The 15,141-nt window shown below is 56.6% G+C and carries 11 protein-coding genes; 8 read left to right on the top strand and 3 right to left on the bottom strand.

What is annotated here, in order from left to right; genetic code table 11:
• Positions 1-187 precede the first annotated feature (187 nt).
• The 3 genes from BISA_RS04865 to BISA_RS04855 are packed head-to-tail and all read left to right on the top strand — an operon-like array spanning position 188 to position 5,495.
• A complete protein-coding gene (locus BISA_RS04865) occupies positions 188-1,648 on the top strand; it encodes an FHA domain-containing protein (protein WP_033890554.1) in 1,461 nt (486 codons plus the stop codon).
• An 8-nt stretch (positions 1,649-1,656) separates the two neighbouring features.
• Complete coding sequence (locus BISA_RS04860; protein WP_033890553.1) at positions 1,657-5,292, top strand: helicase; 3,636 nt, start codon at positions 1,657-1,659, stop codon at positions 5,290-5,292.
• 2 nt (positions 5,293-5,294) lie between these two features.
• A complete protein-coding gene (locus BISA_RS04855; RefSeq protein WP_033890552.1) occupies positions 5,295-5,495 on the top strand; it encodes a hypothetical protein in 201 nt (66 codons plus the stop codon).
• 14 nt (positions 5,496-5,509) lie between these two features.
• Here the strand turns inward: BISA_RS04855 and BISA_RS04850 are convergent, their stop codons facing one another.
• From BISA_RS04850 to BISA_RS04840, 3 genes are all read right to left on the bottom strand, one after another.
• A complete protein-coding gene (locus BISA_RS04850) occupies positions 5,510-6,214 on the bottom strand; it encodes an SAF domain-containing protein (protein ID WP_051917342.1) in 705 nt (234 codons plus the stop codon).
• A 186-nt stretch (positions 6,215-6,400) separates the two neighbouring features.
• On the bottom strand, positions 6,401-6,586 hold the full coding sequence (locus BISA_RS04845) for an FmdB family zinc ribbon protein (RefSeq protein WP_033890549.1): 186 nt from the start codon (positions 6,584-6,586) through the stop codon (positions 6,401-6,403).
• A gap of 100 nt (positions 6,587-6,686) precedes the next feature.
• Entirely contained in the window at positions 6,687-7,376 is a 690-nt protein-coding gene (locus BISA_RS04840) for a 5-formyltetrahydrofolate cyclo-ligase (RefSeq protein WP_081890014.1), read from the bottom strand.
• 34 nt (positions 7,377-7,410) lie between these two features.
• Here BISA_RS04840 and BISA_RS04835 point away from each other — a divergent pair, with 34 nt between their 5' ends.
• The 5 genes from BISA_RS04835 to BISA_RS04815 all read left to right on the top strand — a co-directional run bounded on the left by BISA_RS04835 (position 7,411) and on the right by BISA_RS04815 (position 15,137).
• Positions 7,411-8,076 carry a GNAT family N-acetyltransferase gene (locus tag BISA_RS04835; RefSeq protein WP_033890548.1) on the top strand — a complete coding sequence of 222 codons (666 nt, stop codon included), beginning with the start codon at positions 7,411-7,413 and terminating at the stop codon, positions 8,074-8,076.
• Positions 8,077-8,114: 38 nt separating this feature from the next.
• Entirely contained in the window at positions 8,115-9,419 is a 1,305-nt protein-coding gene (locus tag BISA_RS04830) for a hypothetical protein (RefSeq protein WP_033890547.1), read from the top strand.
• Between the two features lie 160 nt (positions 9,420-9,579).
• Positions 9,580-9,873 (top strand): co-chaperone GroES, encoded by a 294-nt coding sequence (gene groES, locus BISA_RS04825; protein WP_033890546.1) that lies wholly within the window; start codon positions 9,580-9,582, stop codon positions 9,871-9,873.
• 223 nt (positions 9,874-10,096) lie between these two features.
• Positions 10,097-11,116: an AAA family ATPase gene (locus tag BISA_RS04820; RefSeq protein ID WP_081890013.1), complete on the top strand. Its 1,020-nt coding sequence runs from the start codon at positions 10,097-10,099 to the stop codon at positions 11,114-11,116.
• 16 nt (positions 11,117-11,132) lie between these two features.
• Entirely contained in the window at positions 11,133-15,137 is a 4,005-nt protein-coding gene (locus BISA_RS04815) for a transglutaminaseTgpA domain-containing protein (protein WP_081890012.1), read from the top strand.
• Positions 15,138-15,141: the final 4 nt, after the last annotated feature.

Here is a 15,141-nt window from a genome sequence, read left to right as displayed (position 1 = left end):
CGGGGTTTCCCGTATTTATGCGGGTTGAGCTTGCACATAGTAAGGGTGTCACAGCGTATTGTATTGCGTTGAGGCGCTGCAATACGAAAACTTGGCAACTCTTCGTCTGATAATTCGCGAAAAATCAGCACAAGATGACACAATTGCACGTAATGTGGTCAGTAGTGTGTTTAGGAAGGCGGTCACGGTGAGCGAGTGGACGGTGCGGATCAATGGGGTTGATCAGGTCAGCGTCAAACCTGGCAATAGCTTGGAGATAGGCCGCAAGCCTCTGCGCCCGCTTGCTGCTGATGGAAATGAGCGTTTGGACGTGGCCGATCAAACCAAATCAATGTCGAAACGCCATGCTCTGCTCACGGTGAAGGAGAACGGTTCCGCCAGCGTGCGCGACCTTGGCTCCACCAATGGCTCCTATGTAGTGCGAGACAATGGCGATTTGCTGCGTTTGCCGCCGAACGCTGATTTTCTGCTGCCCGCATCTCCGATGCGCATGCAGTTTGGCGATGTCCCTGCCGATTTTATCCGCATCGACAATCCCGAAGACAGTGATGAGAACCAGTCGGTGCCAGATTTGTTCGGATACGCTGCGTCTGATGCGCCGCAGGAACCTGATGCCGCTGATATGTCTGTGGACGATATTCTTGATTTGCGTGCCGGCGAACCTACTGCCATCTTCAGCGCCGCCAGTGTTCAGCATAAGGTTGATGAGCTTGAACTAGGCAGCCTTAATATTGTCCAGCTGAATCATAAGCCCGAAGAGCCGGCTTTGCCTCGAGACCTGTTTGCTGATGCAGAAGCTCAGCAACAGGAAGACGAAGAAGCGCGCAAGGCAAAGGCCGCAATGGAAGCCGTAGCATTGCCGGAGCAGCCGCAACCGAAACCGACGCTTCGTCCCGGCGTGCGGATTTCCGGTCTGGTGCCAGTTGACGCGATTGCCCACCCCGTGCGCACAACGCATGCTGAGCCGGTCTCGGATTCCGAGGCATCTGTAGCGCCGGCAGATGAGCATGCTGCTGAATCGCAGCCGGAACCCGAACAGCCAGTACTGCAAACGGCCACCGCTGAGCAGCCGGAGCAAACCGAGCCGCATGACGCTCAGCCTGAAACGGTCGAGCCTGAAGCATCCGCAGCCGAAGATACATCTGATACGCCGTCCGAGGATTCGCAGCAGGATTCACAGCATATTGAATCGGACGAATCGGCTGAAACCGCTCCATCGCAGGCAACCGCTCCGCAGTCATTGGTTTTCGTGCCGATGGAGGAACAGCCAGTTGAGGGTGAAAGCTCAGCTGATTCCACAGCAGCAGTATCCACTGATTCCACGGAATATGGCGATGCCACAGGCACCTATACCCCTGCCTTCGAACCGGGATCGGTGTTCGAACGCGTGGCCAAAGGCGAGCTCAAAGCCCAAGAGCCAGTGGTTGAAGTCGATGGATTGAACTCCAATGATGCGAAAACCACGCAGGATTTCTCACTGCAATTCGAAATCGCGCGTCATCCGGAACTGCTTGTGTTCCTGGCTATGAACCCGTACCTGTATGACGATATGTACGCTTGGCTTGCCGCCCGTGGCGAAGCCGATATTGACGAAGCTCTGGCCCACAACAAGGGCTATCAGGAATACCGCGAAGCGGTTGGAAAGTGAGCCGAGAGATGACTCAAACACAAGATCAGCATGATCAGAACACGGCCAATGCGATGCTTGGCCTGAATCGTATTCGTGGCTGGCGTGATCGTTACCGCGCCATGCTGGCTCCCTCGCCATTGGAGGATGTAAACCAGCTTGTAGCCAAACTGGATATGACCCATGCTCATCCTTCCGGCAACGCCCAGCTTTTCGCATCAGGTCATGTGCGTCTTGATTCGCTGTTCCGTGATACCGGCATGCTGAAGGCGGCAGAGCGTCATCTCACGCGCGTGCTGGACGACCAGACCGCCAAGCGCCGTATCGCCGGTGTTGCGGAACTGTCCATAGCTGTAGGCGTGGCCACTTGGAAAGGCAATGCGCTGCCGGTGCTGCTCTACCCGGTAACCGTGTTCGTACCAAAGGAAGGTTCCGCGCCGACCATTCAGTTCGCCGGACGCGCCACACTGAACAGTGCATTTGTCAATGCGCTGCGTGAACAGCGCGTGTATTTGGATGAGGATTCCTTATTCGACGTCTCCAGCTACGAGAATGGCAAGCCGGATACCTCCGCTTTGTTCGCTCGCATCATTGCTGAAGCGCATGATTTTATTCCTGACTTCACCATTGAACGCCATGTTGTGCTTGGTTGCTTTATGGATCCGTCTGCGCTGATCGTTGCCGAAAGCCAGCAGATTATCGATCAGCTGGAAAATGGCGCCACCGGCAACGTACTGCTTGATGCGTTGGCTGGCGATGAGAGCGCTCGCACATCCTTGAAGGACACGAACCCACCACAGTACAGTCCGTTCGATTCTGACCCGCATTCCGAGTTCGAAGTCGGCGATGTGGATAATACGGTGCGCTATGCCGCTTCTCTGGCTGCGGCCGGCCACAGCATCGTGGTTGATGGTTCCTTCCCCAAGGGTGCTGCGGAACAGTCTGTGGCGATTGCCTCACGTTGCTTGATGAGCGGTCGCTCCGTGCTGTATGTGCCCGGCGTCACCGAGCAGAAGCGTCGCTTTATGCAGGCGGCATCAGCAAATGAGCTTAAGGCTCAGTTGCTTGATGTTGCCGATGAGCATGCCAATGCCGTGATCGATAAGCAGCTTATTTCAGCAGTGGGCTTCCAGCCTGGTGTTGCCACCCAGCGATTCGATCAGCTCGCGGATGAGCTTGTGGGTGTGCGCTCGCGTTTGACTCGTTATCTGGGCGATCTGCACGGTGTGAACGAGAAGTGGAATGTTTCCGCATACGAGACGATTCAGAATCTGGCTCGTATTTCGGTACTGCCGACCCATCCTGCCACTCATGTGAGGCTCCGCGAGCAAAGCGCGCTCACCGTTGGCGGCGATATGGAGGCATGGATCAGCAAGCTTGAACGTGCCGGAGAACTCGGCGAGTTCACCATTGGCCCCAAGGACACTGCTTGGTACAAGGCTAATCTGACCACTGAGGATCAAGCCATTGATGCATATCAGCGTGTGGATGATTTGCTGCGTCGTTACCTGCCGGCCACTCGTGAACAGGTGACGCGTACCGTGCAGACCTGTGGATTCCCCATTCCCACTACGACGCGTGAATGGGAACGCCAGGTCACAGTACTGAAGAACCTGAGGCGTGTGCTGGATGTGTTCCAGCCGGAAATCTTCGAACGAGACATCGATTCGATGATTGAGGCCACCATGCCCAAGGCACAGCGTAAGGCCGAAGGCACGTCGATGGGCTTCTGGGAGCGCCGTCGCCATATCAAGGAAGCCAAGTCTCTGCTGCGCGTTGGCGCACAGGTGGAAGACTTGCACGAAGCCTTGAAGGTGGTGGCCAAGCAAGGTGAACAGTGGCGTCAGTTTGTGCCTCATGGCGGCTGGCCGGTGCTGCCCACGAAGCTGGACGACATCATCACCACGCTTGATGGTCTCCTTGGCAATATGACCTCTTTGGATACTGTGCTGGCCACTACGCCTATCGGTGGCAACCTGGAGACCGCGGACTTCAATACTGTTGAAGAGCGTCTTAAGGCGCTGCTGGACGATCGCAAGGCCTTGGACACGTTGCCTGAGCGCTGCCGTTTAGAGCAGGAGCTCGCCGCAGTGGGCTTGACCGAACTTGTCAATGATCTGACCATTCGCCATGTGGGCGTCGATCAGGTGCGTGGTGAATTGCAGCTGGCATGGTGGACCACGGTGTTTGACGATATTGTTCGCTCTTCGGCAATCATCTCCAATCAGGATGGTTCCGCGCTGCAGACCGCATCAGACCGATTCATTCAGGTCGACGTGGAACATGTGCGTTCGGTTGGCCCGATGGTGGCTCAGGAATCGATGCGTCGCCTGTGCGACATGCTGTTCTCCCGCACACAGGAAGCAAACCAGCTGCATACGGTGCTTGCTGGCCGCTCTAATGTAACGTTGAGCCGTATTCGCCGAGATCACCCGGAGATTCTGGCGGCGGCAAAGCCGATTATCGTTGCCGCTCCTGGTACTTTGGCTGCATTGACTGAGCCTGGTGTACTTGCCGATGTGGCTATTGTCGATGCGTGCGCACATATTCCGTCGATTGAACTGCTCTCGATTCTGAGCCGTGTGCGTCAGGTTGTGGTTATTGCGCATTGTGCCACGGTGACCAGCGAATCGATGAAGGAACTCATCGGCATGCTGCCTCATGTTGAGGTGGTGGCTCAGCCGTCTTGCCGCGCTCCGCGTTTGGCTGCATTCTTGGAATCCGAAGGCTATGGCCCGGTCGGTTATGACGTGGCTACCGAGCCGGCTACGGGTGTGGTGCGATTCCATCGCATTGAAGCCAACGGTGTTCCTGTGATGTCCAGCGGTTTGGTGGAATCCAGCCAGCAGGAAATCGAAGAAGTAGTCCGTATCATTACCGAACGTGCTGCCAGCTTCACGGTGGTGCCATCGCGGTATATCCTTGCCGTTGTGGTGCTGACCGACGTGTTCCGCACTCGGTTGGGTGCCGAATTGAAGTCTTTGGCTTCCAAGAACAAGCCAATGGGTCGATTCCTGCGCCATGTTCGTTTGGTGCCGTTGCGTGATGTGGCCGGCACTCAGGCCACGGACGTGATTATTTCGATGTGCTATGCCAAGACTGTGCATGGCCGTTTGCTCCAGCAGTTCGGCGTGCTCGAAAATGATGGCGGCCGTGGCATGCTGCTTGACGCGCTGGCATTGGCGGACCGCAACCTCGATATCGTGTCTGCCTTCGGTCCGGAAGATATGGACGATGAGCGTCTGCATCAGGCAGGGCCAAGATTCCTGAAGACCGTGCTGACGTGGGTGAGCCAGCTGGATGACCGTCCGGTGCTGCCGGTGCGTGCGGCCGTTGGGGACAATGTGCTGTTTAACGATATTGCTGATCGTTTGCGCGCTCGCGGTCTCGACGCGGCGGTGAACTACGGTTTCGATAAGGGCATCAAGATTCCGCTGGTTGTTGGATTGAAGGACAAGCCATTTGCGCTTGCGGTGGAAACCGATGACGCCAACTTCATGTCGGTGCAGTCCACACGCCGTCGCCATCGTCTCAGCGGGCAGAACCTCATGTCTTTGGGCTGGAACGTCATGACCGTATGGAGTGTTGCCGCGTTCGTGAACCCGGATAAGGAAGTCGACCGCATAGTTGCTCGCATTAGCGATATCTACCGTGAGGTTGAATAACGATGGCTGAATATTCGGCAACACGACGCACTCCGCGCAAACATAAGCGTGTGGTGATGAAAGGCACTGAGCGGTTTGATGCCGATGGCGTCAAACTCGAGCCTGGCGACATGCAAACCGCTCAGCAGCGCCAAGCCGACGATGACCAGCGTATCCTCGGCGAGCTGCCGCCTCACTGGGCTGTGTTCAATGAAAAACAATAGTGATAGCAGTTGGCTCAGTGCATTACGGCCATGATTGCTCCTGTTTCCTGAAGCTGCATTACCTGTGCCGCAGCATTCGGCGCTATCGCAAACGACACCAATTGCCGACCATCCGTATACGATGCGTCGGCAGTTTTGTTGATGCCCATAACCAGTGCGTCCTCGGCGAGTACGCAGCTTTCTTCTGGTGCGGCAGTTCGTGAAGCATCAGTCGTATCTGCTTCATCGCTGCGTAAATGCTGTGCGCTTTGATTGTTTTGACAACCCACGGCAGACACCAATTGCACATGGTCTCCGGGAGTCAAATCACCGGCTGTGCTGGTCAACCGCACTTCCAGAACAGTGGTACCTTTCGGTGCCACCGGAGCGTTGCGCGCCATTTGTTTCAGTATCGGATCGCCATTCGCTATATCGGTATACGCGATTCGTCCCGCCGCATCATCAACTGAGTCAAGCATCGAATCGCTGACGGCGGACGGAGGAATATAGCGAATCATCACATCCGAAGCACCAATAGTGCCGCCTCGCGCAATATCGTGGACTGCCACCACAACAGGCACTGTGGCAATATGTGAGGTTAAGGCTTGCAAGCCAAACAATACGGCGAATCCCGCGCATGCCGCTGCCGCAATACGCCGCAGTGTATACCGCATGCGGCGCTGACGCAGCGAGCCGGTGGGCGGAAGATTGAGTTTCGAGAATACAGAAAAGGTCACCATATGCTCATGGTGACCTGAGTGTTTCCGATAGCGCAAGCTCAACCGGCCTATGTGGTTCTAGCTTGCCGAGTTATCCACATTCCGCATCATTTCGAGGACTCATTCGATGTTTTGCCCCGCCACGCAAAAAACGGGGCACCTCAGCGGATGAACCGCGAAAATGCCCCGCTTAAGTGACTTACTGACTTACTTGCCGGACTTATCCGTGCGGTAGAAGCCGTGACCCTTGAACTCGATCGGTACAGCCGAGTACACCTTACGTACCTGCTCCTGAGCGCACTTCGGGCACACGGTAATCGGGTCATCGGAGAATGACTGCTGTTCGGTGAAATCGTAGCCGCAGTTCTTGCAGCGGTAATGATAAGTAGGCAACGGATTCCTCCACACAAATACAAACAAACGCGCACAGCTCAATGCCATGCCAAGCAACCGTTCATATCCTAGTCATTGCCCTGACAGTTCAGCCACCGGATTATTGGACGGTGAACATGTGATATCCACTTGGTGTAAGCACAGCATCTGCGGGAACATCATGCGGCTCGGCCGGCAGGTCGTCTTCCAGAACCTCCCACGGCCAACAGACGGCAACTAATGGACATCCCGGTTGGCGCGCGGCCAATGCGCGGTCATACCAGCCGGCTCCACGCCCTAACCGGAAGCCCCTCGAGTCAACGCCAAGCGCTGGAGCGAATACCATATCGGCTTGAGCCAGAGCCTCAGGCGGCAATACAGCGCCATCCGGCTCATCCGGACGCAAATGACCATGTCCATCCACGGCACGCAAGTCATCCATCGACTGCAGCACGCTCCAGCCTATTTCCAATCCGGAGCCCAGCTTCGGCACAAGAACTTTGCACCCGCGTTCCAACAGCCAAGCCAGCAGCGGGCGGGTTTCAATCTCAGTACCCATCGATACGTAAGCCGCCACGACGTTTCCCGGACAAACCAGCTGTGTGAATGACTCGGCTGCAAGCGCCTGCGTGAGCGTTCGGACCAGCGAGCGGCCGGCGTCGAGGCGCTCCTGAACAGAAGTGAGCCTACGTCTTGCCAGAGCCTGATGCCGCAGCTCGAATTTATCAGCGGCTTCAGCCGCGGCCTTGTGCGCTGTTGAAGCAACAGCCGCCTGCTTATTCGCTGTGTCCGTAATCTCTACACCACTCATATCGCACAACGTAGCACGGCTACAATAAGGGGCCGTGTCAGTATTCCAGACCATTAAAGAGGCGTTCCGGCCGGATAATCAGATCCGCATGCCGCGCCTGAGCCATCCCGGTTGCCCTATTGTGTTGCGCGCACTCACTATGGATGATGAGGAAGCGTGGAACGAAGTGCGTTGGCGTAATAATGATTGGCTGGCACCTTGGGAATCCGGCGACCCGATGCATGGGGGAATCATCACCTTCAACCAGTGGTTGCAACGCATGCGTCGCAATGAGCAGCATGGCACCGGTGCGCTGTTCGCCATTGAATATCAGATGCGTATTGTCGGCCAGATTTCGTTAGGGGCCATATCGTATGGATCCATGCGCACCGGAGTGGTGGGGTATTGGGTTGATCAGCGTTACGCGGGGCGCGGGTTTGCGCCGATGGCTCTCGCCATGTTGGCTGATTGGGCGCTGACCGACCCATTCGGCCCCGCCTTGCATCGATTGGAAATCGCCATTTTGCCTGAGAACGCTCGATCGCTGGCTGTGGTGCGCAAGATTGGCGCGCATCATGAGGGGCTTCGTGAACGGTATATGTATGTAAACGGTCACTGGCGCGACCATGTGACGTTCGCCTTGCTGGCCGAGGATGCTGGAACGGGATTCACGGCGCGTCTGCTGCAATCGCGTTCATCATCCGACACGCCCGGCGAGTAACCCACAAGTTCGTCGGGGCGTCTCCTATTCTTGACTCTATGGGTTACGAGTCACTAAGCACTGTTATCGTGCTGGTGATCGCGGTGATTGTTATTGCCGTATGGCTGCCTGCACGTACGGCCAACGGTATGAAGCGTGCAGCCGAACACCGGCAGGATCGCTACTCGCCCTCGCTGCGCATTGTGGAAGCGGAGGACGGCAGACGGTTCGGCGATGTCAAGCCGCGTGAGGCGAAAGGGGCAGCAATGCCAGCATCTACAACGTCAGCGAAGCTGACACCGGCGCATATTGCACATGTGCGTGAGCTGCGCAAGCAGTCCATTAAGCGTCGTCAGATTCTGGTTGGTGTATTGCTCGCTGTGACGGTAGTGGTGCTGGTGCTTGCCTTTGCTCTGCATTTCAGCCCGCTGTTCGCGCTGATTCCGTTTGCCTTGACTCTTGTAGTGCTTGCTTTGGGCGCGAATGCGGCACGCCACGCTCGCGAATGGGAGCGTAAGGTGCATCGCTATGAGCAGTCGCGTAGGCGCTCGGCTCAACTGGCTAAGCGCCAGCAGCAGAAGGCCGCGGTCGAGGCTGCGAAGGCTGAATCCTCTGCAGCAAAGAGTGTGACTGCTGCTCAAGCTGTTGCACAGGCGGAACATCAGTCCAATGCCAATGATGAGGCTTCTACTGAGGTGATGGAACAGCGTCAGATTCGCCGTGTACTGCGTGCCGCGGAAGCTGAACAAGCCAAGGCCAAAGCGTTGCGTGAGGCCGCCGCCCAGGCTAAGTCCGAGGACGCCAATGTGCAGAGCTCGGCATCTGCATCTGATGCGGGAACAGCTGCGAAATCCAATATCGTTGACAAGCCTTCACTTACTGTTCGCGACGAGCGTGACCAGGAATCCGCCGATGCGACGTCTGAATTGACATCCGTCAAGCCGGCTCGTGCGCTGGATGTGTTTGATATGGCCGCATCTCAGGATCTTATTTCCTTCTCGCTGGGAGAGCCGCGTAATGAAGGCAATGCTCCGGAAAGCTTGGAGATCAAGTCCACGCGTCAGGTTTCCAAGGCTGAACCTGTGGATGTTGAAGTTGCGCACAAGCTGATTGATGAGGCTCGTGCGGTGAAGGCCGCTGACGATGCCCAGGCTGCCGCTGCGGAAGCAGCTGCTGACACCAATGCAGAAGATGCAGCTGTTGCCGATGACAAGAACGCTGAGCAGAACGCGGACAATGCGCCAGCTGAGGATCAGGAATCCTTCAATGAGCGTGAGGCCCATGCCGAAGTGGAAGCCCCGGCTGCCACTTCCGAATCGCTGAGCGTAGGTCTTGATTCGATTCTTGCCCGCCGCGGTAACTGATTTTCTCTCACAGCGTTAGCACTCGAGTTGGCAGAGTGCTAATAATCGCGCTACCATGTGTCCTAGCGCAAAGGGACAACGCAAGTGATCGTCAGCCTCTTGAGGCGTTCTGGCGCGGCATTATCGAACTGAACTACAAGCAGATACGAGGTGACCCACAGTGTCGATTAAGCTCACACCGTTGGAAGACAAGATCATCGTCAAGCAGGCAGAAGCCCAGACCCAGACCGCATCCGGCCTGTACATTCCGGACAACGCCAAGGAGAAGCCGCAGCAGGGTGAAGTGCTGGCCGTTGGCCCGGGCCGTCGTGACGACAAGGGCGAGCGCATCCCGATGGATGTCAAGGTTGGCGACAAGGTGCTGTACTCCAAGTACGGCGGCACCGAAGTGCACTACGAGGGTGAGGATTACCTCATCATCGGTGCTCGCGATGTGCTGGCCATCCTCGGCTGAGCTAGCTTACGCAGCTAGATAGCGCGAACATAACGCTTTTTATCCCGGTTGTTCTTCGTGAACGGCCGGGATTTTGCATACTTCTCATGCTCATAGCGTATTTGAGCCTGCAGGTGGGGTACACGTACACTGGATAGCGGAATACCGGGCACTATCTTTGCCTGTATTCCGGTGCGCCGCACGTCCGTTGGTCGGCGGTGAAGTCCCTATGGAAGAGGCTGCCATGACTGTTCCCGTCAATCCCACTGCCAACGCTGTTACTCAGCCGGTTGAAGCTGCTCAGGGCGATGCAGAAGCCGAAGCTCCATCTGCTGCGGCTCTTGTGCGCATCGCCGATGCTCTTGCTTCCGCATTATCCAGTTCTCGTGAAGTCATTGATCTTGTGGTCACTACGTTTGCGGCTGGCGGTCATTTGCTGCTTGAGGATGTGCCGGGCGTTGGCAAGACTACATTGGCACGCGCTATGGGGCAAGCTATTGGCGGGCAAGCGCGCCGTATTCAGTTCACTCCTGATCTGTTGCCCAGTGATTTGACTGGTGTGAGCATTTATTCTCGGGATTCGCATGAATTCGAGTTCCATCCAGGACCATTGTTCGCCAATATCGTCATTGCCGACGAAATCAATCGCGCGAATCCTAAAACCCAGTCCGCCATGTTGGAGGCTATGAGTGAGGGGCAAATCAGTGTGGATGGCAACACGCATGCGTTGCCGAATCCGTATCTGGTGATCGCCACGCAGAATCCTATTGAATTGGAAGGCACGTATCCGCTGCCGGAAGCTCAGCTTGACCGTTTCATGGCGTGCACGAGTTTCGGCTATCCGTCAGCCAAAGCGGAGGCGGCAATGCTGACGGCTACCGATTGGTCCAATCCGTTGGAGCGTGTTACTCAGATCTGCAGCGCTGAGGAGGCCGGGCGGTTGCGCGATGCGGTTCGTACGGTGGTTATTGCCGATGCGGTTGCTGACTATATCGTGGCGCTGACTCGTGTGACTCGCGTACGTGAAGATGTGCGCTATGGTGCTTCGCCGCGTGCCAGCCTGCATTTGGCGGCAATGGCTCGCGCTCGCGCATTCATCAATGGTCGTGATTATGTGCTGCCGGATGATGTGCAAGCGTTGGCGGTTCCCGTTTTGGCTCATCGCCTGGTTTTGGATGATGCCGGTTTCGGTTCCAGCGATTTAGAACATGCTCGGCAGATTATTGCCGATATTGTCTCCAGTACGCCTGTGCCTCGCGCCTGACGGTGTGTGAGTATCAATGATGGTTACGCGCAGACGATTACGGCGGCATCATTTTCGCAGACATGGACTCATTCGTCCGACTATTGGCGGGCTGGTTCTGCTGGCTGCGGGTGGGGCAAGTTGTTTCGGCGGTCTGCTGCTGGATGAACGCACACTGATGGATGTGTCCATTGCTATTGCGGTGCTGTTCCTCTGTTCAGTGGTGATGATTGTGCTGCAATGGTTCGGCGTAATCGCCATCGGGTACCCCCGGTATCGCCGGCAAATTGAGCAACGGGACCAATCTGGGCGCGTAGTGGCGCGTATTGCAGGTGAACCGCCAGCGGACCGACGTGGACGATACGTTACCGTCAATACATTGGTGCATTGGGTAGCTCCATTGGGGTTGATTGCGGCAACGCGAATCATGCCGATGACGAATGAAACCTTGATATTGCCGCAAGTCCAAGCCGTTGCGGACGATGCCGATATCGTGGCTGATGCGAGACGGGCCGGCACGAGCCAACAGGAACCATCCGGCGGTGTGCGCGCCTATGCTCCCGGCGATCCGTTGAAGCTTATTTCCTGGAAGCACACGGCTCGGCGCGGCGAACTGATGACGCGCGAGACTGGGCGTGATGCCCGCCCCACGCTTATCGTGGTGCTGCACACCGATGTGAGCGCCCAACAGCTCGATGTTCAAGTGGCTTCCGTGCTGCCTATTGTGCGCGCGGCGGGAAAGCAGCGCATCATCGCCACGGACGGCATTCAATCGCATGAAGGAATAGCGAACGTTGACCGATTCCTGGCTGCAGCGTGCCCTGTGGAATCGGGGTCGGCGCCGTCCCGTGAAGCGGTCGTTCGGCGTCTCGCTGCCCAAGGTCCGTCGCTTGTGGTTGATGCGATGGAGGTGCAACCCCTTGTAGTGGAGTTTGCCCCCAAGAAAACGATTCCAAGCGAGTCTTTCTCGTCTACAAGGGGCTGGCTTCCCCTGCTCATCTGCTTTATTGTCGCTCTCAATGCACTGAGAGGCCTCATCGAGCCAACAGGCATGTGGATATGGTTCGCCGCAGCCGTCTTCATGGTGATTGCCGCGGGAAGTACGATGCAGAGTGCGTATTTGGCGAATCATATTCACCGTCCGCGATGGGTGATCGATACGCTCAGAATTGCGATGTTCGCCATAGCGGAAGCGCTGGCCGTCGCAGTGCTTTCCGTGATTCATCTGCACGATACGCTTGCGCAAATCTGGTCGAAGGGCAATCTGGCTGCGAATCTTGCGGATTCGTGGAGCTCATATATAAGCGCTGTAACCAGTGGCTTCAACTCGCTTAATCTGCAATTGCCGCCATTGAAGGTTGTGGGGCATGCGGATTTATTCCTGCTGATACTTGTTGCCGCTGCAGGTCTGCTGATTCGTTTCGTGCTGCTTTGGCGCGCTGCCCAGCCTGTTATGGCCGCTCTGCCGGTGGTGGCGTTGGCCGCGGATTATGCGCTCGCCGGCCATACGGCACCATTGTGGGCCATTGGTCTGGTGATTGCGTCCTTCCCGCTGCTGCTTTGGTCCGCGCACCCTGAACGCACGCATCCTGATGCCAAGCTTGAGACCAACCTGCGAGGTCGTAAGGATTCTGCGTCACGCAGCATCCTGAAACTCACCCCGCTATTGGCTGCCGCGCTCGCCGTTGCCATCACTCTGCCGCTTACAGCACCGGCCGCCGACTTGGCGTATCGGGTGCCATTGTCCATCGGCGAAGGCGGCGGTATGTTCACTTCGAACACCGTCAGCCCGATGATTGATTTGAAGCGAAACATCACCGCCGGATCGGATACTACGGTGCTGACGTATCAGTCGTATAAGCGCAGTTATCTGCGACTGACCACACTGGATAACTTCGACGGTGACTCCTGGGGATACGACCGTGAAATTGCGATTGACGCCGGACTATACGGTTCGGGTATCCAACTTGGTCGCAATAGCGAAGACGAGCTCACTCGTGAACAGCGACGCGGTATGAACCCCTTAAGCTTGTACATGTATGTCCTCGGGTACGGCGGCTACCAGGTAGTCACTACGAACCAGAACACGCTCGAACAGTTCATGGTGAACGCCACTGTGCGCATCGACACACTCAAATCACGGTTCCTGCCAGTTCCCGGCATGGCTACGTATGTGGAAGGTGCGGGCAGCGACTGGCTTATGTATCAGGACGGCACGGTATACAACCGTACGTCAGGAACATCCGCGGACACCTCGTACACCGTTTTCGGTACCGACATCGATCCCATCACGAATTCAAGCGGATTCAGCAAGTTGTCCGTAATCACGGATGCGAAAAACAGTCTGATGGGGAACCGGACTTCTTCCAGCAACGAAGAGAAGCAGGCCTGGCAGCAAGCGCGACGGAACCTTGCCGATACGGGACTTGCTAGTGTGCAAGGCAATCTGTTGATTATTAATGCCGCTATCGGCTCCGACGGTGCGATTACCGGGCCGTCAGGCTGGTATCTAGGAAAAGTCATTTATGGTGGCGGAGAGACGCAAACCGTCAACGGCCAGGTCATTAACATGCCGAGCGGCATTGTTTTCGACGACACCGTAGTCAGTCAACTGGGCTTCGGGCGAGACGATTACGTTATCGGCGCAGGAGAAGCGAACGCTTTTGTTCTCGCTATGCCCATTACCGACGCGGTGGTCGCACAGCCCATGAACAGTAGCGTGTCCACGTTCTACGGTCAGGATATGTGGGAGCGACAGGCCATTGAGACGTTACGGCAGACGCATTCGGAACTTGCCGCGTTCTCGGTCATGCCCGGTAGTGAAGGCGACGTGAGTAATCCGTTCATCGAACAATTGCAGCAGTACGCTGAGCGCAGCGATAAGCGGGCGCATACAAGCCGATATACGGCACTGCCCAAACAGCTGCCGGCCAATATTCGTTCCGTAATCAAGCAGGCGCAGGCGGATGGGATACCCGTCACCGGCTCCAGCTACGACGATCAGGCGCGCGCGATGCGCTGGCTGGTGGAATACTTCACCAATCCCGAGAACCATTTCACGTATTCGCTTGACGCCCCGGACGGCGACGGGCGGAATAATCTGGAGGTCATCAATGATTTTCTGGATTCGGAAAACGGACATTCGGGATACTGTCAACATTACGCTTCGGCTTTAGCGGTACTTGGGCGTGCGCTGGGTGTGCCTACGCGCATGGTGCTTGGGTACAACGCCGGTGTGGAGCCACGTAGCGAAGATGGCTTTTTCACCGTGCAGTCCAAGCAACTGCACGCATGGGTGGAAGCCTATTTGGATGGTGTGGGTTGGGTGCCGTTTGACGTGACGCCGGCCACCACAGAAAACGGTTCTGCCTCCTCGGACGCTGATTCCAGCGCTAACACCGCTGACTCCTCGAATGACGCTGATGTTCCAGAAGTGACGATTTCCCCGGATCCAAGCTCACCGGAATCATCCGAGGAAAACGGCAATACCGATGCAGCACAATCCTCCAAAGCCGCAGGCAATGCCTCCAAACAGCACACCACTGACGAGGCTGCTCATGATTCCGGAAACACTTGGAATGCGATAACCGATTGGTATGCGGCCAAGGCGATATGGGTGCGTGTGCTGCTGCTCGCGGCAATAGCGGTGGCCCTATTCGCAATAGGTTGTGCGGTACCGCGATGGTTGCGTTGGGTGCGCCGGCGCCGGGTACTGCGCATCGTGGCTCGTGCCCAAGCCCATCCGGATGACGAAGAATTGACCAGTAATGCATGGATGGCTGTATGGCGGTTGATTCGGCGAGAAGCACGTCGAACAGTTCGCCGTCATGCGCGGCATGGTGCTATCAGCCGTAATCAACAGCTGATTACGCATCCCAAACCCACCGATACCGACTTGGATATTGCCCAAGCCATAGCGGCAGAAGATCCGGCACGTGCGGACATGGCGCTCGCCGCAGCCCGCAATGCCACTGCTGCCGCGTTCGGCGGGCGCAGCGAACATATTGGACTGTTGAAAACCGCGCAAATTCGGGCTTTATAAGTAG

The organism is Bifidobacterium saguini DSM 23967, assembly GCF_000741715.1.
Classification (GTDB): Bacteria; Actinomycetota; Actinomycetes; order Actinomycetales; family Bifidobacteriaceae; genus Bifidobacterium; species Bifidobacterium saguini.
Note: the sequence above shows the minus strand (reverse complement) of the source record. Positions and strands in the feature narration are given on the sequence as shown.

What these genes read in the sequence shown, in the direction of transcription:
- BISA_RS04830 (WP_033890547.1), top strand. Translation starts at nt 8,115, where the DNA reads ATGGGTTACGAGTCACTAAGCACTGTTATCGTGCTGGTGATCGCGGTG.
- BISA_RS04815 (WP_081890012.1), top strand. Translation starts at nt 11,133, where the DNA reads ATGATGGTTACGCGCAGACGATTACGGCGGCATCATTTTCGCAGACAT.
- BISA_RS04840 (WP_081890014.1), bottom strand. Translation starts at nt 7,376, where the DNA reads ATGAGTGGTGTAGAGATTACGGACACAGCGAATAAGCAGGCGGCTGTT.
- BISA_RS04860 (WP_033890553.1), top strand. Translation starts at nt 1,657, where the DNA reads ATGACTCAAACACAAGATCAGCATGATCAGAACACGGCCAATGCGATG.
- BISA_RS04820 (WP_081890013.1), top strand. Translation starts at nt 10,097, where the DNA reads ATGACTGTTCCCGTCAATCCCACTGCCAACGCTGTTACTCAGCCGGTT.
- BISA_RS04855 (WP_033890552.1), top strand. Translation starts at nt 5,295, where the DNA reads ATGGCTGAATATTCGGCAACACGACGCACTCCGCGCAAACATAAGCGT.
- BISA_RS04850 (WP_051917342.1), bottom strand. Translation starts at nt 6,214, where the DNA reads ATGGTGACCTTTTCTGTATTCTCGAAACTCAATCTTCCGCCCACCGGC.